We start from the raw sequence: 20985 nt of genomic DNA on the forward strand, positions 1-20985 counted from the left end.
CAAAATTTTATCAAAACAACATAATATTAGAAAATTTTATGATAAAGTTTAAATTTTAACATTTACGAGTAAAAAGTTTATAGAAGAAAAAGGAGTTATTTCTTCTCAAGTAAATGAGGAATAAACTTAATGACCTCTTACCCACATCAAGGTTTAAAAACTTGACAAGGCTCATAAAAACAAAAAAAGAGACCATCAATGATGATCTCTTTTTATTGTATGTTCTAAGAAATATTAGAATAATTCTTTTCTGATGATGTTCTGACTTCTTTCAGGACCTACAGAAACTAAGTATACGTTGATTCCTAAGTATTTCTCAATAAACTCGATGTATTTTTGCGCAGTATCAGGAAGTTCATCATAGCTTCTTGCTTTGGTAATATCTTCGCTCCAGCCTGGTAAATCCTGGTAAATTGGCTCGTAGTTGTATAGCTTTTCTGTTGACGAAGTGAAATAATCGATGATTTTTCCGTCTTCAGTTTTGTAATGGGTTACTACTTTCAGGTTCTCAATTCCTGTAAGAACGTCAAGCTTAGTGATCACAAGGTTGTTGATTCCGTTGATCATACAAGCATGCTTTAAGGAAACAAGGTCTAACCAACCTGTTCTTCTTGGTCTACCTGTAGTTGCTCCGAATTCACCACCGATCTGTCTGATTTTTTCACCCAGTTCGTTATCCAGTTCAGAAGGGAAAGGTCCGTTTCCTACTCTTGTACAGTAAGCTTTTGCTACCCCGATAAGGTTCTGAAGTGAAGTTGGCGGAACACCTGCTCCTGAACAAACACCTCCTGTAGATGGAGAAGATGAAGTTACGTATGGATACGTTCCAAAGTCAATGTCAAGCATTAATGCCTGTGCCCCTTCAAATAAAACGTTTTTACCGTCTCTGATCGCTTCGTTAAGCTCTAATTCAGTATCAACAATTCTGTCCTGAAGCTGTTTTCCGATTGCTAAATATTCGTTGTAGATTTCCTCAACGTCTAACGTTGGCTTTCCATAATATTTTTCAAAAAGAGAATTCTTAACTTTTAAGTTTTTCTCAATTTTATCTCTTAAAATCTCAGGATTTAAAAGGTCTACCATTCTGATTCCGACTCTTGCAATTTTATCTTCATAACAAGGTCCGATTCCTTTTTTGGTAGTTCCGATCTGAGTTCCTCCGTGTTCCTCTTCACGGTAAGTATCCAAAAGGATGTGGTAAGGCATGATGACATGCGCTCTTCTGCTGATAAAGATATGATCTGTTCTCAAGCCTTTGCTCTCGATCTGACCAACTTCTTTAATGAAAGACTTAGGGTTTACCACTACTCCATTCGCAATGATACATTTCCCTTTGCATTGAAGAACTCCTGAAGGAAGAAGGTGTAGAACGAATTTTTCTTCACCAACATAAACCGTGTGACCAGCGTTATCTCCACCCTGGAAACGTACTACATAGTCCGATTTTGCTGATAAAACATCCGTGATTTTACCTTTACCTTCATCTCCGTACTGAAGACCTACAACTACATAAGTTGACATATTTTACTTTTGTTTTTAGATTCGTGCAAAATTACTTTTAAAAAATTGGGTGAGCAAATTTGAGAAGGATTTTATTTTTGGGTGGGGTGGAAATCATGAGGGTACAGATATCAAGTTCTTTATATAATATTAAAATGAATATATTTGTAATAATAATTTAAGAGAAGAAGATTAATTATGGTTTATTGCATTGGATATGATTTAAATACTCCTGGAAAGGATTACACAACATTAATCGAACAAATTAAAACATATGATATTTGGTGGCATCATTTGGATTCAACTTGGTTTATTGTTTCTGATAAAAAAGCATCAGAAATAAGAGATCATCTAAGTAAATATATTGACTCTAATGATGAATTATTAGTTTTTAAAACAGGAGATACATGGGCCGGAAAGGGATTTTCTGAAAAGGGATACAAATGGCTTCATAATAATTGGAAAAAATAGAATATGCAAGAAACAACCTCAACAATATCTACATTTGATTTATTTAATTTAATAGCAGCAATTTCCTCAATAATACTTGCAGTATTTGCTTTAGTTTTGTCAATTATTTTTTACAAATGGTCAGATAAGTCAAATAAAGAAATTGTTTCTGTAGCACAAGCTATAGATAATAATACTAAAAAAATTGAAAATCTTTTTGATAGATTATATAGTGATACCTTCGGAATCATGAAAAGTAATGTAGAAGCAATGCAGAGGCAACTATATGATTTTAAAATTTCAGAAGGTGATTCCTCACTTAATAATCAGGAAATTATAGAAGAAAATATAACTTCAGTTCTATCCAAATCTCAAACAATTAACAAAGAATCAATATATTATATTATTCAGAAATTTTTCCCTTCAAAAAGAATAACGGACAATGAGATTGATACTGCCCTAAAAAATTTAGCAGAAAAAGGTATAATATCTATAAATCAAAGTCTTATCATTTTAGTTTCTAAGGCTAGTTTAGTTGAGGAAAGTAAGTAAGGGAATCTTGAAAAAAATTTTTCACTATATTCTTAAAGTTGTTTCAAAATATTTAAGTAATAAATATAAACTTACTAAAGGTTTTTATTAGTAAGCATTTTAATAAATATTAAGATATGGCTACATATCAAAAACCAAACTATATCTCATCAAAAATAAACAGTGATTCTCAGCTTTACTACACTCTGTTTTCTCCAGAAACAACAAAAGCTACTCTACTCATTGTTCACGGCATGCAGGAACACAGCGGAAGATATGCTGAGATTGCAGAATATTTTGCGTCTCATGGAATTGCTGTATTGACCTATGATCACCTGGGACATGGAAAATCTGTAAAAGAGAAAAAAGATATTGGTTTCTTCCAGCTTGAAAAACCGGATGAAAGGCTTGTAGCCGATGCCGAAATGATGGCAGATTATCTTGCAGAACAATATCAGGATGTTCCTCATTTTATTCTGGGACATTCCATGGGATCTTTTATTACACGATGTCTTCTTCAAAAAGAAAGCAGTAAATTTTCAGGAGCTATCATTACAGGAACCGGCGGACCTTTACCTGGAATAGATATATTGAGAGCTTATCTATCATTAACAAATGCCATCGCTCCCCGTCATCGTACTTTTTTGAATTCTGTTTTTACGAGCGTCAATAACAAACATTTTAAAAAGGATAAAGATTTCAGTGATACCAGCTGGCTCAGTGTAAATCCTAAAAACCGACAAGCTTTTGAAAAGGATGAACTTTGTGGAATTCCGTTTACCCATAATGCTTTTTATACTTTATTTACCATTTATAAAAAAGCGACAGCGAGAAACTGGGCTGCACCTATTTCTAAATCGTTTCCTTTTTTATTCGTAAGCGGGCAGAACGATCCGATTGGTGATTTTGGAAAAGGTGTCATGCAAACCGTCAACAACTTAAAAATTGATGGTTTTCAAAATGTAGACGTAAAAATCTATCCGGATATGCGTCATGAGATTTTAAACGAATCCATAAGAGAACAGGTTCTGAAGGAAATCCATAACTGGATCTTAAAATAATAAGAACAAAATAAAAATTCCAGATAGCATTGATCTGGAATTTCTGTATAAGTTTCGGCTAAAGCCGATGGAGTTGTTTTGATGTTGAAGGCGGGCTAAAGCCCACCCCTATTGAATATCTAAAGGATTTTGTCTGATTTGTAAGAAATATAATAATTACCCCAGCATCAATTCTCTGTCAATTCCAATCTCCTGAAGAAAAACTTCATCATGGGAAATCACCAGTAGAGTTCCATGATAATCTTTTATAGAATTGGTGAGAATTTCCACATTCTGGAGATCTAAATTATTCGTAGGTTCATCCAGGATAATCATATCGGGTGCTTTATTACTAATGGAAAGACCGCAAAGAAGCAACCGTAAACGCTCTCCGCCACTTAGCATTCCACATTTTTTGTCCCAGGTATCTTTCCAAAATAAAAATCTGGACAGTAATGTTTTCACTTCGGATTCCTGCATGGCATTGTCATTGAAAGTCTGTACAAAATCGTAAAGCGTTGAATCATTATCAATAAGGGAATATTCCTGGTCAATATAGATACTGTTGAATTCTGTCTTATTTATTTTTCCTTCCAAAGGTTTAATATTTTCCAACAGAAGCTTTATCAGGGTAGTTTTTCCGGAACCGTTTGAGCCTTTCACTGATATTCGGTCTCCGCTTCGCACCTCCATACTGATGTTTTCTTTCCAGAGTTTTTCTTTTCCGTAAGTGAAATTAATATCTTCAACGGTAACAAGGATCTTTCCTGAATGCAGATTGGAATCATTAAAATTAACTTTCATCTGATCAGAATTCTTTAAGGAGGAACGCAGATCTCTTAAGTCACCGGAAATCCCACTAATTTTCTCTGCGTGTACACTTTTAAGTTTTGAACTGTTTTTTTCAGCATTATTCCGAAGCGTATTCATCATAATTCTGGCGACTCCGGATTTTTCCTGCTTCCCTTTACCTCTTGAATCCAGTTTTTGCTTTCGTTCCAGAGTTTCCCGCTCCTTTTCTTTTGCTTTTTTCAGAGCACGTTCTTTGGAATGGATATCATTTTGCAATGCTTCCTCCTCCACTTCTTTCTGTTTGGCATAAAAGTCATAGTTTCCACCATAAGTTGCAATTCCCTGATTGCTTAATTCGAATATAGTATCCACAAGATTGAGCAAAATACGGTCGTGGCTTACGATAACCACTGTTGCATCTGTTTTGTCAATAAGATCATACAAGAGTTTTCTTCCTTCCCTGTCCAGGTGATTGGTCGGTTCATCCAATACGATAATATCAGGTTGGTTGATCTGAATTCCAGCGAGAAAAACTTTAGTCTTCTGTCCTCCGCTCAGGTCTTCTAGTTTTTGAGTTAATTCAAAATTTTCGAGTCCCCAATGCTCCAAAGCATTCTGGCATCTTTCTTCAATATCCCAGTCGTCATTGAGCGTTTCAAAATATATTTCGTCCACCTCTCCATTGGTAATTTTTTGAAGAGCATGGAGTTTCTGATCTATCCTCAGGCATTCTGCAATGGTAAGATCATTTAAATTTCCAAACATCTGCGGTACATAAAAGATATTACCCCGGATATTAGTATTGCCGTTTAGAGGCTGTATTTCTCCCGCGATTATTTTCAGCAGGGTTGATTTTCCCACGCCATTACTCCCTACCAGAGCAGATTTGGTATGAGACTGTATTGTTAAATTGATATGATTAAATAGAAGATTTCCTCCAGGAAACCCAAAGGATATATTTTGCAGTAAAATCATGATTTCTTTCTTAATAAAGGTTGAACACCAGCAACATTCTTGTTACCGTTTTATTGAGTCTGAAAGAAATGATATCCTACATGTCTGTTTTTTTGGGTTTTGAAAGAACAAAGATACTCATTTTTCTGAATATTTGTTTTCATCAATAATCAGGACATTTATCATTATCCTTTTCTTCCTTATTTCAAACACCTGCTTTTCAAAAGTATTTTTAAAATCTATTTTTTGAGGCTATACCATTCTATCTCATTAAAAAGCTTTTTGTTATGAATGTTTAAACAGACTTCATCAGGATATTGAATTTTGTGATCCGGAAAACATCAAACTTTCAAACTGATAAAAACAGGAAAGTATTTTAATCAAAAATCCGTAACTTTGCCAACTACTAAAAATTTTATGGAAAGCATTAAAGTTCACGACAAAACTTTCGTTCCTTATTTAAAGGATGCCGAAATTCAGGAAATTGTAAAAGAGACAGCGTTAAGAATTTATGAAGATTACAAGGATGAAGTTCCTGTTTTCATAGGGGTGTTAAATGGAGTGGTGATGTTCTTCTCTGATCTTTTAAAATATTACCCGGGAGAATGCGAAATTGCCTTCATTCAAATGAGTTCTTATGTAGGAACAGAATCTACAGGGATCGTTTATCAGAAAATGGAGCTTACTAAAGACGTAAGAGACCGTCATATTATTCTTGTGGAAGACATTGTAGATACAGGAAATACCGTTGAAAGTCTTTTCAAATATTTCAAAGAAACACAACGTCCAAAATCTGTAAAACTGGCTAGTTTCTTATTGAAACCTGAGATTTACAAGAAAGATTTCAAACTGGATTATATCGGAAAAGAAATCCCGAACAAATTTGTACTTGGATACGGGCTGGATTATGATGAATTAGGAAGAAACCTTCCGAATCTATATCAGTTGGAAGACGGACAAATCAACCATTAAATGCTGTTGGCTATTAGCTGATAGCTTTTAGCTTAAAATTATATAAAGAAATAAATTTAATAATAACTTAAAAAAGCTGAAAGCAAAAAAGCAAGCCGCCAAAAGCCACAAGCCGGAAGCAAAATGCCCATTGCTGGAAGCGTATCAACATTATGATAAACATTGTTCTGTTCGGCCCTCCAGGAAGTGGAAAAGGAACACAAGCTCAGAATCTAATCGAGAAATTCAATTTAAAACAGGTTTCAACAGGTGATCTTTTCAGATACAATATGAAAAATGACACTGAACTTGGAAAACTGGCTAAGTCATACATCGATAAGGGAGAATTGGTTCCGGATCAGGTAACAACAGATATGCTGATCGACGAGATCAAAAAACCTACTGATACCAACGGTTTTATTTTTGACGGATATCCAAGAACAACTGCTCAGACAGAAGCTTTGGAAACCATCGTTAAAGAAGTACTGAATGATGAGATTGACATCTGTCTTTCATTGGTAGTAGAGGACAAAATTTTGGTTGAAAGACTTCTGAAAAGAGGTGAAACCAGCGGAAGATCAGACGACAGCAATGTAGAGATCATCGAAAACAGAATTAAAGAATATTATACCAAAACAGCAGAAGTTGCCGAGCTTTATAAGCAGCAGGGTAAATATGTAGAGGTAAACGGTGTTGGAGAAATTGATGAGATTTCCCAAAAACTTTTCGCTGAGGTAGAGAAAATTAAATAATCGGGATATGGCAAGGGATAAGAAGTTTCATCCCTGCAACCCGCAACACAAACTATATGTCTAACTTTGTAGATTACGTAAAGATCCATTGTAAAAGCGGACACGGAGGTGCTGGTTCTGCCCACCTTCGCCGTGAAAAGTATATTCCTAAAGGTGGTCCTGACGGTGGCGACGGAGGTCGTGGCGGACACGTCATCATGAGAGGAAATGCTAATGAATGGACTTTGCTTCCACTCCGATACACTCGTCACATAAAAGCTGAACGAGGTGAAAACGGAGCGAAAAACCAGCTGACAGGAGCTGACGGTTCTGATATTTATATTGATGTTCCAATTGGGACTATCGCTAAAAATGAAGAAGGTGAAATTATCGGAGAAATCCTTGAAGATAAGCAGGAAATCATTTTGATGCAGGGAGGAAAAGGAGGAAAAGGAAACGAACATTTCAAATCCTCTACCAACCAAACTCCAAGATATGCTCAACCCGGAATGGAGGGTGAAGAAGGCTTTGTGGTTTTCGAACTTAAAATTTTGGCCGATGTAGGACTTGTTGGATTTCCAAACGCTGGAAAATCTACACTTTTAGCATCTGTTTCTGCGGCAAAACCAAAAATTGCCAATTATGCTTTTACCACTTTAACTCCTAACCTTGGGATTGTAGATTACAGAAATTACAAATCATTTGTAATGGCTGATATTCCCGGGATTATTGAAGGAGCAGCAGAAGGAAAAGGCTTAGGACATAGATTCCTGAGACATATTGAAAGAAACTCTATCCTTTTATTCTTAATTCCGGCTGACTCTGAAAATCATTTCCAGGAGTTTAAAATTCTTGAAAATGAATTGAAAGAATATAACCCAGAATTACTGGATAAAGATTTCATTGTTTCTGTTTCAAAATCTGATCTTTTGGATGATGAACTGAAGAAGGAAATTGCAGCAGAGTTCCCGGAAAACAAACAGCCTCTGTTCTTCTCAGGTGTTACCGGAGAAGGTCTTATGGAGCTGAAAGATGCTATCTGGAAACAATTGCACGGATAGAAATACATTGATTTATCAGTTTTATTTTGAAAATAGAACTGCATTATAAAACAACAGCCTTAGGAGAACCTGAGGCTGTTTTCATTTATACAATTTCTTCCATTCAATATTTTAAACCATTAAGAATGGATATAAGAAATGAAGTAAAGTTAAGATGAATCATCCTGATTTCTTAAGCATACGGCAAAGCTTATCTTTATATTCTTAACACCTTAATACAATCTTAATGGTTCAAAAAAAACAAAGGCTTAAACAACTTTCCTTTTCTATATTTAACATAAAAACATAGTAAGATGAATACTTTTGGAACAATTATTGGGAGACCTTTTCAAATTGAAAAAACTATGAAATATTTGTTAGCCATTTGTGCATTTGTGTTGTTGACATCGTGTATAACTTCTCAAAAAGTAAGTTCAAAATATACTAAAATTGAATATGAGGCTACTCCATGTTTTGGATTCTGCCCTGTTTTTACAATGACAATCAATCCGGACAGAACTGCAGTTTTTGAAGCGGAACATTTTAATTTTAATGATAAGCCTTCAAAAGATGAGTTTTCAAAGCCCCGTGAAGGTACTTTTAAAGGAAACATTAAAGAAGAAGATTACAATAAATTAATCAGTTTACTAGATGGCTTACATGTAAAAAGTTTGAATGATAAATACGGTGAACACAATATTACCGATCTTCCAACGTCTTATTTAAGAATCAAATTTGCTGACGGAACTTCAAAAAATGTGGAAGATTATGGAAAACGTGGAAGTGAAAAGCTTTCGGAAGTGTATCAGTTTTTTGAAAACTTAAGAAAGAATCAACAATGGGATAAAGTGAAATAGCTTCACTAAAATATTTAAATTATCTTTGTAAAAGTAATTCCTTCGTTTGGAGGAATTATTTTTTTATAAAAACTTTTAATCATTTAAAAATAAATATGAAGAAGAACATTTTCTTTATCACAGTATTTGCTTTCTCAGCAATATTTAAAGCACAAGAAAACACAAAAGATCAGGCATCTATGAGCTTTGGCGTCAAGGGAGGATATTCATTATCCAATATGAAGTTTTTTGGAACCGGGCTGGATTCAAAATCCTATTTTTATTTAGGTATTGCAGCAGAGCAGCCTTTATCTTCTAAATTTGGCTTACAGGCTGAATTACTATATACTCAATTGGGTGGTAAAGACGCTTATCCCTGGTATGAGTTGGTAGGCAATGAAGTAGTAGACGTGGGTGATATGCACTTTGATTACAAATTCAACCAGATACAGGTTCCCATTTCAGTAAAATATTATATTGTTCCAGAGCTTTCTGCTTCTGTAGGGATGAACTTAGGATTTAATATATCATCCAAAGTAAAAATGAATACTGTTTTTGATGAGGCTGAAACCCACAATTACGAATCTTTAAAAACCTTGAATTTATTTCCTTTTCTGGGTGCAGAATATAAGATTAATCAAAAGTTTTTTGTTGACGCCAGATACAATTTCAATTTTATAGAAATGAATAAAAGCAACGCTGTTCCTACTAAAATTGGATTTCTTCAGGCTGGTGTAGGATATAGATTTAAATAAACTGCAGATATGTAACAGAAAAAAATGGCGGCTCATATTCGGGTTGCCATTTCTGTTTTTCAATAAGCAATAAGTCTAAAAAAAGTGGAATAAGATACTTAAAAATATTTAGACTACCTTTGCAGAATGTAATTCTTTCAGACTGAAGGAATTTTTATTTAAATTTTAAAATAATTCATTTGAATTTTACAGACTTAAACTTAATAGAACCTATTGCAAAAGCAATTCAGGAACAGGGATACACGACTCCTACTCCTATCCAGGAAAGATCTATTCCTGATATCCTGGAAGGCAGAGACTTTTTAGGTTGTGCGCAAACAGGAACAGGAAAGACAGCAGCTTTTTCTATCCCTATTTTACAGAATTTATCTAAAAATAAAATTCCCAATAAACATATAAAAGCGTTAATCCTTACTCCCACCAGAGAACTGGCGATTCAGATTGAGGAAAATATTAATGCTTACGGTAAATATCTTCCCTTAAAGCAACTTGTTATTTTCGGAGGAGTAAAACAAGGAAATCAGGAAGCAGCTTTGAGAAAGGGTGTTGATATTCTGGTAGCAACTCCGGGAAGACTTCTGGATTTTATTGCACAAGGAATCATCAGCCTGAAAAATCTTGAGATTTTTGTTCTTGATGAGGCAGACAGAATGCTGGATATGGGTTTTGTACATGATGTAAAAAGAATCATTAAACTTTTACCTCAGAGAAGACAGACTTTATTCTTTTCAGCAACAATGCCGACTGAAATTCAGAAACTGGCTAATTCGATCCTGAATAATCCGGTAAAGGTAGAGGTAACTCCGGTTTCTTCTACTGCAGATACTATCAAACAATCTGTGTATTTCGTAGAAAAAGACAACAAACTGAATTTGCTTTCTCATATTCTTCAAAATGATATTTCAGACTCTGTATTGGTTTTTGCAAGAACAAAACACGGTGCAGATAAGATTTCCAGAAAGCTTCAGAAAGACAATATCTCCGCAGAAGCGATTCATGGTAATAAATCTCAGAATGCGAGACAGAATGCGTTGAACAATTTTAAATCCGGAAAAACAAGAGTTCTTGTAGCGACTGACATTGCTGCCAGAGGGATTGATATTGATGAGCTGAAATTCGTGATCAATTTTGAGCTTTCTGATGTTTCTGAAACCTATGTACACAGAATCGGAAGAACAGGAAGAGCAGGAGCCGAAGGTAATTCTATATCTTTTGTAGACGGACTTGATCTTTTGAACTTAAAGAATACTGAAAAACTAATTGGAAAGAAAATTCCTGTAATCAAGGATCATCCGTTCCATACTGATGACCTGGTAGCACAGAAAAGGGATTCTAATAACAAACCTGTAGCTGCAGGGGGTGGAAAACCTAAAACAGGTAATGGTAATAATTCAAGGCCAAATAATAACCGTAAAAAGCCTGCAGCGGGGGCTTCAGTAGGGTTTAAAAAACCTAAGAATAAGAATTTCACCAGAAAAAAATAAAAAAAGTCCTTTTCAAAGAAAAGGACTTTTTTTATTGATCGTTTATTATTATTCCATTCTTTGCTTTGTATAGCAGTAACCTATAATACAAAATGGTAAACAGGCTGCCAGATAGGTAGTAGAAAAGAAATTATTCTGGTAAGAAAATCCTAAAGTTACATACTGCTCACTTACAAAACTCAACATCACAAAAAAAGAATATAGGCTGAAAAGTAAAATACTGTTTCTATTTTTTTAACATAGAAGGAAAGGATAACCGACAGTATCATAAAGAACAGCATAACAAATTTATTGCTTTGTCCCTGAAGATTAAGAGGATTATATTGCAGCACATGCTCAATACTTTTGGCAGGCAGCAGAACGGATGCCAATAAGATTGCTACCGTTAATAAAAAGCTTAATCCAAATTTTATTTTATTATTCCAGCTGGTTTTTAAAAAGGGATTTAATAAAAAGATGATCAAAGGAATGATCACTACGCTTCTTGTAAGACATAGAATTCCTATGCATATTCCTAACAGAAAGGATCTTTTAAAATAATCATCTTTAAACATTCTGTTCCAAAAGACAATAAAGGCTGCCACTGCAATAAAGGAAGAGATAAAATCACTCTTACAGACCACTTCATAAATATAAGCCAGGGAAATACCTAACATTCCTATTGCAAGAAATCTATGAAAATTGCTCTTAAATTCTAAAAAAACAACATAGGAAAATAGTAAAAAGGCAACAACCTGTAGGTAGCCAACATTCCCTAAAAAATAAAAAACACTTGACAAAAGTAATTGCCCAGGAAGATATGATGATAAATTTCCCATGAAATTTGGAGTATCATAGATGTATTCTCCTTTTGCCCAATGTTGCACAGAAAATTCTAACGTTGCCCATCTGTCAATATTCATTTTATAAGGATCTTTCATCACATGGCACATCGCAATGTAAGCAATCGTGATAAAAACGATAAGAAGATATACGGATTTCCTGGTCCATACTTTTTCCAACCAGGACCACTTTCCTAAAGAAAATAACAATAAATTTCCCCCTGAAAAAAAAATAATTAAAATCGTAAGAGGAACAAAAGACTGTCTGATTCCATATTTCGTCAGAAATAAAAGATTAACTATGAAATAAATGGCAAACAGCAATATGCCATTCAATTTGTTGCTCCTAATAAAATTTAACAGGGCACTCATTAATTATGGTATTTGAAAAATGTTTTTAGCATTTTCTGTCGTGATGCGGTCTATCTCAGAAAAATCTTTTCCATAGATATTCACCAGCTTTCCGGCAACCAGGTCCAGATAAGAGCTTTCATTCCTTTTTCCTCTGTGGGGAACCGGTGCCAGGTATGGAGAATCTGTTTCTAAAACAATTTTATCCAACGGAACTTCATTCAGAAACTGGTCTATTTTTCCGTTTTTAAAGGTCACTACTCCACCGATTCCTAAAATGAAGTTAAGGTCAATAGCATGCTGCGCCTGTTCGAGATTCCCTGAAAAACAATGGAAAATTCCTCTTAGTTTCGGATGCTTTTTTCGTTCTAAAACTTCAAAGGTCTCATCAAAGCTTTCTCTGGTGTGGATCACAATCGGAAGGTCTCTTTCTATTGCCCAGTCAATCTGCTGTTCAAAAGCTTTTACCTGAATATCCAATGTCGTCTTATCCCAGTACAAGTCAATTCCGATCTCTCCAATTGCTGGAAAATGTCTTTGATCAAGATATTTTTTTACAATTTCAAGTTCTTTTTCCCAGGATTCCGGTTTTACATAGCAAGGATGTAATCCCATCATTGAAAAAATCTGTCCCGGATATTCTGTTTCCAGCTGCAGCATTTTTTCATGTGATTCAGAATCAATAGCAGGAAGATAAAATTCTGTAATTCCTTTATCTACTGCTCTTTGAATAGCTTCTTTTCTGTCTTCATCAAATTCTTCTGCGTATAAGTGTGTATGTGTATCAATCATTTTATTTAAAATTTCAATAGATCTTCGTAAGGATTTTCAAGTCCCAGCAATATTCCGAAAGCGGGCTCCGTTTTTATTCCCTGTTTTTTAAGTTCTATTATTCTTTGTTTAAATTCTTCTCCTTTTTCTTTTAATATTTTGTATTCGGCCATCATATGAAGATAAGCGTTCTGCTGTTTTGTAGGCTTATTCTGTCCAAAGATCTCAATGGGAAACCCTTCCAGCATAAAATTTAAAGTCATGCATTTTTCCCCGTTTACAATAGGATATTCCACTTCTACATCGTGAGGAATAAGCTGACAAAATAGTAAATCATCCAGAAAATCCTGTTCACATTTTAAATCCACCTCGAAAATAAGATCCAGATCACTTCCTTTGATATCAATCTCTATAGGAACAGTTCCTGCTAAAATAGGAGAATAGTCCTTCAATTTATCAAAAACACGATATTTTGTAAGAATTTCGTAAGCTTTTTTCTGTCTTTCATTTCCATCTTTCAGATAGTCAATTCTGGTGAAATCAAGCATTTAAAATATTTTATGTTTTACTTTTTTACGCTGTACTTCAATTCTCTGATCCAGTTTTTCTCTGAACTCGATAAACTTAGGATCTTTCTTATCACTGGTTTTATGTTCCAGGGCTCTCATAATCTTAAAGTTTTCTTTGATAAAATTCTGAGTTTCTTCTGAAAAATAAGATTTTCCAAACTTCTCAAAAATATAATTTACCGCCTGTGTACTAGGATGAATCATATCTTCTTTATAGAAACGATAGTCCCGGAGGTCATCCATCAAAATCTCATAGACAGGCAGATAATGACAGTCTTCAAAGAGAGAAATAGACTCGTGGATAGCAGTGATTAATTTGGACTTACTTAACTGATTTTCTACCATTCCATCTTTGGTATGCCTTACAGGTGAAACAGTAAATAAGATTTGTACTCCTTCTTTACAAATATCTTTAAGATCCAGAATCGTCTGGTAAATTGAAGTGGTGAGTTCCTGATGAGATAGCAGTCTTTTCTCAAAAAACTTTTGCGGAATTTTATGACAGTTGGCTACCAGCTTTTTCTTGGGAAGGAATTCATAAATAAATGAGGACCCGTAGGTAATAATAATCCAGTCGGCTTCCTGAAGAAAGGCATTTCCTGCTTCAATAGCTCCATTAATCTTATCCAGGGTCTGATGAATATAACGGGTATCAAAACTGGTATGATGATCCAGAGAGATATATTCTTCATTGTAAGTGATCAGTTCCTCTTCTGCGTAAAATGCAGAGTCATGTAATCTGTTGACTGCATTATTGATAGAAAAAGGGTTAAAAATAGTCCCAAAAGGATTATTAAGGGTCTGAAGTTGTCCGTCCTGAAGTAAATCCGTCATTTCAGAGGCAAAACATGAGCCTATTGAAAATATTCTATCTTCAATTTCAATCTTCTTTTCTGATGCGGGAATATCAACTTCTGTTCTGAATTTCATTGTATAAGGGTTAGGTTGCAGGAAATAAGTAGCGGGCAAATTACTGTTACCTGCTACCTATCATCTGCTGCCTATATTAACTTTCTCTTCTCAACAAATAATTGGCCAGTTCAATAAAAGGTTTTTTCTTTTCTTCCGGCACATCAATTTTCTGAAGATAACTTTGTCCAATCTCATTATGTTTTTCAATCAGACGTAATGCTTTTTCATCTACTTTTGTTCTTCTGAAGATCTTTTCTACTCCATATACTTTATCAACATTTTCAGTCTTCTTAGAATACCAGTAGTCCAATTCTTTTCTTTCTTCGTCTGTAGCGTGTTCTCTTGCTAGCAGATACAGAACAGTTTTCTTGTTTTCGTAGATGTCTCCGGCATGTTTTTTACCAAACTGCGCCTGATCTCCAAATACATCAAGATAATCATCCATAATCTGGAATGCGATTCCGATATGTTTTCCGAAATTGAAAATAGCTTTGGCATCCTTAAAATCTGCTCTTGCAATTAAAGCTCCGATTTCAAATGAAGAAGCACTTAATACCCCGGTTTTATAAGTAATCATTCTGATATAGTCATCAAAAGTAACATTTTCCTGAGTTTCAAAATTAATATCGTACTGCTGACCTTCGCATAACAGAAGACCTGTATGGGTAAATATTCTGATACATGCCTTGAATATTTCAGGTTCCAGATCCTCAAAAAACTTATACGCTTTCAACATCAGTCCGTCTCCGGAAAGAATTCCTACATTAAGCCCGTGTAAAGTATGAATAGTAGGCTTGTTCCTTCTTAAAGGAGCCTCATCCATAATATCATCATGGATCAGGGTGAAGTTATGGAAAAACTCGATAGCCAATGCCGGCTTGATTGCCTGCTTAAGATCTCCACCGAACATATCACATGCCATTAACACCATAATAGGACGAAGGCGTTTTCCACCATGGGAAATAATATAGTTCATCGGATCATAGAGCTCCGAAGGTTTATCTTTAAAAGTATATTTAGTGATGGCATCTGCAACAATCTGCTGGTATCTGTCTAAAAATTCCATAAAATCTTATAATTTGAACAAAAATACGATTTTCCAAGGCTTTATAAAACAAAAAAACATCGTTTTGATGAGGATTTTTATGATTATTCGCTATTCTAAAAAATTATTAAATTTCTTCTTATTTTCTTCAATTCTTTTTCTGTACTCTGGAGTATTAATTTTACCCTGGGAAGGGTCATTAATGTATTCTTTACGCTTTTCTATGTATTGAACTTGAGTAATCAACAATCCTTTTTTATATTCTATAGGTAAATTCGTTTTAGTTATAGAAAGAAACTCAAAATTAAAATATTTTTTTTCATCGCTGACCTCTAAAATCAATCCGGGAAGACCTTTAAACTTATAAGGACCATCATTAACAGGTATTTCATGAGTAAACCATGCTATATATATTCTCTTTCCAACTTTAGCAACAGCTTTTGTACATTTATATCCTTGAATAACTTTAGTTATCAAGTTATCAATCTTCCAATGAATGTTTTCTGTACGAAAGGTATAAAAGTCATTACCTAAGTGATTTGATATGTAGATAGAATCATTATCCTTATAAACACAATGTCTTACTTTCGATTGTAGTAATTTACCTGGTTCTACAATACTGCCAGTCTTTATTGCAGTTTCCAGCTGTTTCTTAAAACCATCAGAAAATGCTTTATAATTCTCACTATAATAAACAGATTTGTTACTATTAGCCAGGAGTATCATTGGTTCTGAAACAACGCTTTCTATATTCAAAGTATCCGTTATATATGAAAAGTTGTATCTGACTTCCAGTATAGAAATATCTCTTTCTAATTTAGGAGATTGACTTTTAATAAAGATTAAAAGAAAATAAAAAAATATACCTAATTTTTTTTCATAAAAAAATAAATACAAGGTAGGTCAAACAGCTTCAGACAACATTAAACAGGCGGATTCTCATAGCTGGCATGGCCACAATCCTGTTGATTATACATTTCCCATTCATTATTTACACAATCATACGTATCGAAATCAGTATCTAGAACAGTTTGATAAGTAGTTCCACAAACAGTCTTTAGTGTTATTAAATAACGTGTAAATAAAACGGCTTGGGCTGTTTTTTCATTCTTAAAATTAAAATTATTGGCTTTAATAAGTGCTGCCAACATAAATGCTGAAAGAAGTAATAGTTTTTTCATTGTAATTTGTATTAATAAACTTTTTTGTTCAAAAGTATTGCAAAGTGTTTATCTAATGTATAAAACAAATAAACTATAAAACAATAGAAATCAACAAAATAAGAAACTTATTTTAAACAAAACACAAAAACATGGATCACAACAATAAATATCTGTTCGTTGATTAATAATTTAAATTTCAACATTGCACAATAAAAAAACTTTGCCCAAATGGACAAAGTTTATATAATTGTATGATTTGTTTTTTTAGAAAAGGAAGGTTACCGCAAGATAAGTAATTGCTGCTACTATTGCAGAGATTGGAATGGTAAGAACCCAAGCCCAAAGTAAGCTTACAGTGATTCCCCATCTTACCGCTGAAATTCTTTTCGTTAATCCTACCCCGATGATAGAACCTGTAATCGTGTGTGTAGTAGATACAGGAATACCGAAGTGGTCTGTGATGAATAAGGTAATAGCACCTGCCGTTTCTGCACTTACTCCTTCTAATGAAGTTACCTTTGTAATCTTTGTTCCCATTGTTTTGATGATCTTCCAACCACCACTCATTGTACCTAAACCAATAGCAAGGAAGGAAACCAAAGGAACCCAGATATAATGCTGTGCAAAATAATCAAAACGTTCTGCAGAAGGAATATTCAAATACTGCGCATCCTGAAGCATATTTACGTGATAATAGATTACTGCTGCACCAATGATCCCCATTACTTTCTGAGCATCATTCAAACCGTGTCCCAAGCTGAATAAAGCTGAAGAAGCCAGCTGTAATCTTTTGAAAGACTGGTCTGCTTTGTGGGGGTTTGATCTTTTATAAAGATGTACAATAATCAGAGTAATAATGATCGAGATAATCATCCCTATGATTGGTGCCATGAAAATGAACAGGAAGATAGGAATTACTTTATCAAACTTTACGACACCCTGTTGTGTTACCTGGCTGAAAGCTTCTTTAATGGTATCCCACATCCCAAGCCCGGGTCGTGCTGCAGCTACATCATGATAATCCATCATGAAGGCATGCATAAGAGCCGCTCCTAAGAAACCTCCAATCAGCGTGTGTGAAGATGATGAAGGGATCCCGAACCACCATGTCAAAAGGTTCCAGGCAATTGCGGCGATAAGGCCGGAAAATATAACCTCAAGAGTGATAAAATTCTCATTAACTGTTTTGGCAATTGTATTACCAATTTTGAATTCTCCAATAATATAAGCAGCAATAAAGAACGCTGCAAAGTTCCAAAGTGCCGCCCAAAGTACAGCCTGGAATGGAGTTAAAACTTTTGTAGAAACTATAGTTGCAATTGAGTTGGCTGCATCATGGAAACCATTGATATAATCGAAGATCAGGGCCAGCGCAATAATAACTACAAGTAAAATCGGAAATTCCATTTTTTGCTATGTATTAGGCGTATTTAATCATGATGTTCTCAATCGTATTGGCAACATCTTCTGCTTTGTCTGTTACAATTTCAAGGTAGTTTAATACAGATGAAACTTTAATAATGTTGATGGCATCATTAGTTTCAAATAATTCTACCATTGAGTTGGAAAGCAAATCGTCAGCAATATTCTCAATAGAGTTCACCTTAATACAAGCTTCTTTCACCTGTTCCATATTTTTGAACCCTTTAAGGTTTTTCATTGCATTCTGAATTTCAAGACATGCTTTGTGGATTAATAAAGAGAAGTCTGAATAAGCCTTCATCTCCGGTGATTTGTAAAGGAAAATATATTTTGTGGATGCGTAGATATAATCAGCGATATCATCAAGTCCTGTTGCCAGTGTGTGAATGTCTTCACGGTCAAAAGGTGTAATGAAGTTCTTCCCTAATTCTACGAAAATTTCGTGAGTAAGTTCATCATTCTTGTGTTCAAAGTCGCTCATTTTCTTCAACATTGAATCGTCATTAAGATCGAAATCCTTGATTCCTGTGTTGAATTCTTCTGACATTGCAACTAGATTTTCAGTTACTTTTTCGAAAAGTACAAAGAAGATTTTATCTTTTGGTTGAAAAGCGTGGAAAATATTACCAATTCCCATTTTTTAGTATTTATAATTCGTGTGCAAATTTCTTAAAAAAGGATTGTACGTGAAACTATATAACATTAAGTTTTGTTAACATTCGCTTAACTACTGATTATCAAACAAAAAAACCGGCATCAATGCCGGTTTTGTATGGTATAAGAAGAGATTAGTTTGCTACTTCAGCTCTCATATCTTTTCCTTTGAACTTCATCGATTGAATATTGCTCAATACATTGTCTTTGAACGATTTTTCAACTTCGAAGAAAGAGAATTTCTCTAAGATTTCAATATCACCGATTTCCGCTCTTTTTTTGGTTTTTCCGCCAGCAGTAGCTTTGTTGATAATATCTAAAACATCAAGTTTCTTCAAATGGTCTTTTTTACCAAGGTTGAAGAAAAATCTTACCATGTTTTCATCTCTTCTTCTTGGCTTTCCACCACGATCTCTGTCTCTTCCACGGTCTCCACGATCTCTGTCGCGACCTCTATCTCTGTCTCTGTCACGTCCGCGATCTCTTCTAGAATAGTCATCGTCTCTGCTGCTTAATTTCTGCTCAACAAGGTCATGCTTGTCTTTGTAGTATAAAGCAAGATCTTTCAACTGAAACTGTAGAAGCTGGTGTACCAGTTCTTCTTTTGTAAAGTTGCTCAGATCCGGGATTAAGCTATCATCAAATTCAAAAAGATCTTCGTGCTCCGTTAATAATTTCTCGAATACACCACCTACCTGAGCTTTGATAATATCTTCACCTGTAGGAATGAATTTTTCGTTAATTTCAATTTTCGTTGCAGATTTGATCTGTTTCAGTTTTCTGCTTTCTTCAGGCTTTATTAAAGCCATAGAAATACCATCTTTTCCAGCTCTACCTGTTCTACCGCTTCTGTGAACGAATACTTCAGGATCATCTGGTAAAGAGAAGTGAATAACGTGAGTTAAAGAGTTTACATCCAATCCTCTTGCTGCAACGTCTGTAGCTACAAGAATATCAATATTTTTCAATCTGAATTTCTTCATTACCGTATCTCTCTGTGCCTGAGAAAGATCACCATGAAGAGCGTCAGCTGCATATCCGTTCTGCATTAAGAAATCAGCAACCTCCTGAGTTTCCATTCTCGTTCTACAGAAGATAATGGAGTACTGGTTAGGGTTAGCATCAATTAATCTTTTTAATGCTTCTTTTTTCTGACGGTATCCTACAACATAGTATTCGTGAGTAATGTTCTTCTTCACTTCGTTGATAGAACCTACTGAAATACGATGCGGCTTTGTAAGATAATTTTTGGAAATTCTTTCCACCTCTTTATTCATCGTTGCAGAGAATAAGAAAGTTTGTTTAGTTTCCGGAGTTTCGCTTAGAATGGTTTCCAATTCGTCTTTGAAGCCCATAGAAAGCATTTCATCAGCTTCGTCTAATACTAACCAATGAATCGCAGAAAAGTCTAATGCTTTTCTGTTGATAAGATCAATTACTCTTCCCGGAGTTCCCACAATAATCTGTGGTTTGTCCTTCAAAGATCTCATCTGCTCTACAATACTACTTCCACCATAAACCGCAGTTGTCTTGATGTCTTTCATATACTTAGAGTAATTCTTTATGTCCTTCGAAATCTGAAGACATAATTCCCGTGTCGGACAAAGCACCAATAATTGGATTTTGCGACTCGTATCGTCAATCATATCCAAAATCGGAAGCGAAAACGCTGCTGTTTTGCCTGTCCCTGTCTGCGCAAGTGCGATCAAGTCGCGAATATCTGAAAGAATAAAAGGGATAGTCTGTTTTTGGATTTCTGTTGGGCTTTCGTAACCCAGTTCGCCAATTGCCTTAAGGATATCAGGACTTAAATTGGTTTCCGTAAATAAATTCATTAACTATTTTAAAATTTTTGCAAAGATACAATAAATATTTGATTTGTTTTTGAATAAAGTTTTAAATATACAATCTTAAATTCAGAATCTTTTAATATTTCTTTGATTTTTTGAAAATTAAATGTAAAAAAAACAGCCTTAAACTAAGGACTTGTTAAACATTATTTTTTTTATTAAATTGGATTGATTTTTTCTGTGATATTAATGAATTTTCAAAAATAAAACCATAGAACATATATTTTTCTCTTTTTATATTATTATGCAAAACATTGAATCTATCACAAAAGACCACTTAAAATAACATAAAAATTTCTTCAAAAGAATAATGAGAGCTTCAGGCATCCGGTACCTGGCAGCACCTTACTTATCAACCTGTTT

At 34.5% G+C, this 20985-nt stretch carries 21 protein-coding genes; 9 read left to right on the forward strand and 12 right to left on the reverse strand.

What is annotated here, in order from left to right; all coding sequences use genetic code 11:
- Positions 1-234: 234 nt before the first annotated feature.
- Positions 235-1521, reverse strand: coding sequence for an adenylosuccinate synthase (locus KBP46_RS08750; RefSeq protein ID WP_047433086.1), 1287 nt, complete (start codon positions 1519-1521; stop codon positions 235-237).
- 177 nt (positions 1522-1698) lie between these two features.
- Between KBP46_RS08750 and KBP46_RS08755 the strand changes: the two genes are divergently transcribed.
- From KBP46_RS08755 to KBP46_RS08765, 3 genes are all read left to right on the forward strand, one after another.
- Positions 1699-1971 (forward strand): hypothetical protein, encoded by a 273-nt coding sequence (locus KBP46_RS08755; protein WP_216445146.1) that lies wholly within the window; start codon positions 1699-1701, stop codon positions 1969-1971.
- Positions 1972-1974: 3 nt separating this feature from the next.
- Entirely contained in the window at positions 1975-2502 is a 528-nt protein-coding gene (locus KBP46_RS08760; protein WP_216445147.1) for a hypothetical protein, read from the forward strand.
- A 116-nt stretch (positions 2503-2618) separates the two neighbouring features.
- Positions 2619-3542 carry an alpha/beta fold hydrolase gene (locus tag KBP46_RS08765; protein ID WP_216445148.1) on the forward strand — a complete coding sequence of 308 codons (924 nt, stop codon included), beginning with the start codon at positions 2619-2621 and terminating at the stop codon, positions 3540-3542.
- Positions 3543-3698: 156 nt separating this feature from the next.
- Here KBP46_RS08765 and KBP46_RS08770 read toward each other — a convergent pair whose 3' ends face one another.
- On the reverse strand, positions 3699-5288 hold the full coding sequence (locus tag KBP46_RS08770) for an ABC-F family ATP-binding cassette domain-containing protein (RefSeq protein ID WP_216445149.1): 1590 nt from the start codon (positions 5286-5288) through the stop codon (positions 3699-3701).
- 396 nt (positions 5289-5684) lie between these two features.
- On the opposite strand from KBP46_RS08770, the gene KBP46_RS08775 reads away from it, so the two are divergent.
- From KBP46_RS08775 to KBP46_RS08800, 6 genes are all read left to right on the forward strand, one after another.
- Complete coding sequence (locus KBP46_RS08775) at positions 5685-6239, forward strand: phosphoribosyltransferase (protein ID WP_047374145.1); 555 nt, start codon at positions 5685-5687, stop codon at positions 6237-6239.
- Between the two features lie 152 nt (positions 6240-6391).
- The gene (locus KBP46_RS08780; protein ID WP_034697446.1) at positions 6392-6970 is read left to right on the forward strand and encodes an adenylate kinase; all 579 of its coding nucleotides are present in this window, start codon (positions 6392-6394) and stop codon (positions 6968-6970) included.
- A 56-nt stretch (positions 6971-7026) separates the two neighbouring features.
- Positions 7027-8010, forward strand: a complete 984-nt coding sequence (gene obgE, locus KBP46_RS08785) for a GTPase ObgE (protein WP_216445150.1) — start codon at positions 7027-7029, stop codon at positions 8008-8010.
- A gap of 344 nt (positions 8011-8354) precedes the next feature.
- Positions 8355-8846, forward strand: coding sequence for a DUF6438 domain-containing protein (locus KBP46_RS08790; protein WP_216445151.1), 492 nt, complete (start codon positions 8355-8357; stop codon positions 8844-8846).
- Between the two features lie 95 nt (positions 8847-8941).
- Complete coding sequence (locus KBP46_RS08795; RefSeq protein WP_216445152.1) at positions 8942-9580, forward strand: porin family protein; 639 nt, start codon at positions 8942-8944, stop codon at positions 9578-9580.
- Positions 9581-9759: 179 nt separating this feature from the next.
- Complete coding sequence (locus KBP46_RS08800; protein ID WP_062676423.1) at positions 9760-11064, forward strand: DEAD/DEAH box helicase; 1305 nt, start codon at positions 9760-9762, stop codon at positions 11062-11064.
- A gap of 185 nt (positions 11065-11249) precedes the next feature.
- On the opposite strand, the gene KBP46_RS08805 is transcribed toward KBP46_RS08800, so the two are convergent.
- The 10 genes from KBP46_RS08805 to KBP46_RS08850 form a co-directional block, all read right to left on the reverse strand.
- Positions 11250-12257: a hypothetical protein gene (locus tag KBP46_RS08805; RefSeq protein ID WP_216445153.1), complete on the reverse strand. Its 1008-nt coding sequence runs from the start codon at positions 12255-12257 to the stop codon at positions 11250-11252.
- Positions 12258-12260: 3 nt separating this feature from the next.
- On the reverse strand, positions 12261-13028 hold the full coding sequence (locus KBP46_RS08810; protein ID WP_123278176.1) for a TatD family hydrolase: 768 nt from the start codon (positions 13026-13028) through the stop codon (positions 12261-12263).
- Positions 13029-13033: 5 nt separating this feature from the next.
- Positions 13034-13555: a DUF4269 domain-containing protein gene (locus KBP46_RS08815; protein WP_216445154.1), complete on the reverse strand. Its 522-nt coding sequence runs from the start codon at positions 13553-13555 to the stop codon at positions 13034-13036.
- The gene (locus tag KBP46_RS08820) at positions 13556-14506 is read right to left on the reverse strand and encodes a GSCFA domain-containing protein (protein WP_062676427.1); all 951 of its coding nucleotides are present in this window, start codon (positions 14504-14506) and stop codon (positions 13556-13558) included.
- 76 nt (positions 14507-14582) lie between these two features.
- Positions 14583-15554: a polyprenyl synthetase family protein gene (locus KBP46_RS08825; protein ID WP_062676428.1), complete on the reverse strand. Its 972-nt coding sequence runs from the start codon at positions 15552-15554 to the stop codon at positions 14583-14585.
- Positions 15555-15644: 90 nt separating this feature from the next.
- On the reverse strand, positions 15645-16430 hold the full coding sequence (locus tag KBP46_RS08830) for a GLPGLI family protein (RefSeq protein ID WP_216445155.1): 786 nt from the start codon (positions 16428-16430) through the stop codon (positions 15645-15647).
- A 26-nt stretch (positions 16431-16456) separates the two neighbouring features.
- Positions 16457-16714: a hypothetical protein gene (locus KBP46_RS08835; RefSeq protein ID WP_120232967.1), complete on the reverse strand. Its 258-nt coding sequence runs from the start codon at positions 16712-16714 to the stop codon at positions 16457-16459.
- Positions 16715-16960: 246 nt separating this feature from the next.
- Entirely contained in the window at positions 16961-18103 is a 1143-nt protein-coding gene (locus KBP46_RS08840) for an inorganic phosphate transporter (RefSeq protein ID WP_216445156.1), read from the reverse strand.
- A gap of 13 nt (positions 18104-18116) precedes the next feature.
- A complete protein-coding gene (locus KBP46_RS08845) occupies positions 18117-18755 on the reverse strand; it encodes a DUF47 domain-containing protein (RefSeq protein ID WP_027374906.1) in 639 nt (212 codons plus the stop codon).
- A gap of 151 nt (positions 18756-18906) precedes the next feature.
- Positions 18907-20607 (reverse strand): DEAD/DEAH box helicase, encoded by a 1701-nt coding sequence (locus tag KBP46_RS08850; protein WP_062676431.1) that lies wholly within the window; start codon positions 20605-20607, stop codon positions 18907-18909.
- Positions 20608-20985: the final 378 nt, after the last annotated feature.

The sequence above is a fragment of the Chryseobacterium sp. PCH239 genome, assembly GCF_018924625.1.
GTDB lineage: Bacteria > Bacteroidota > Bacteroidia > Flavobacteriales > Weeksellaceae > Chryseobacterium > Chryseobacterium cucumeris.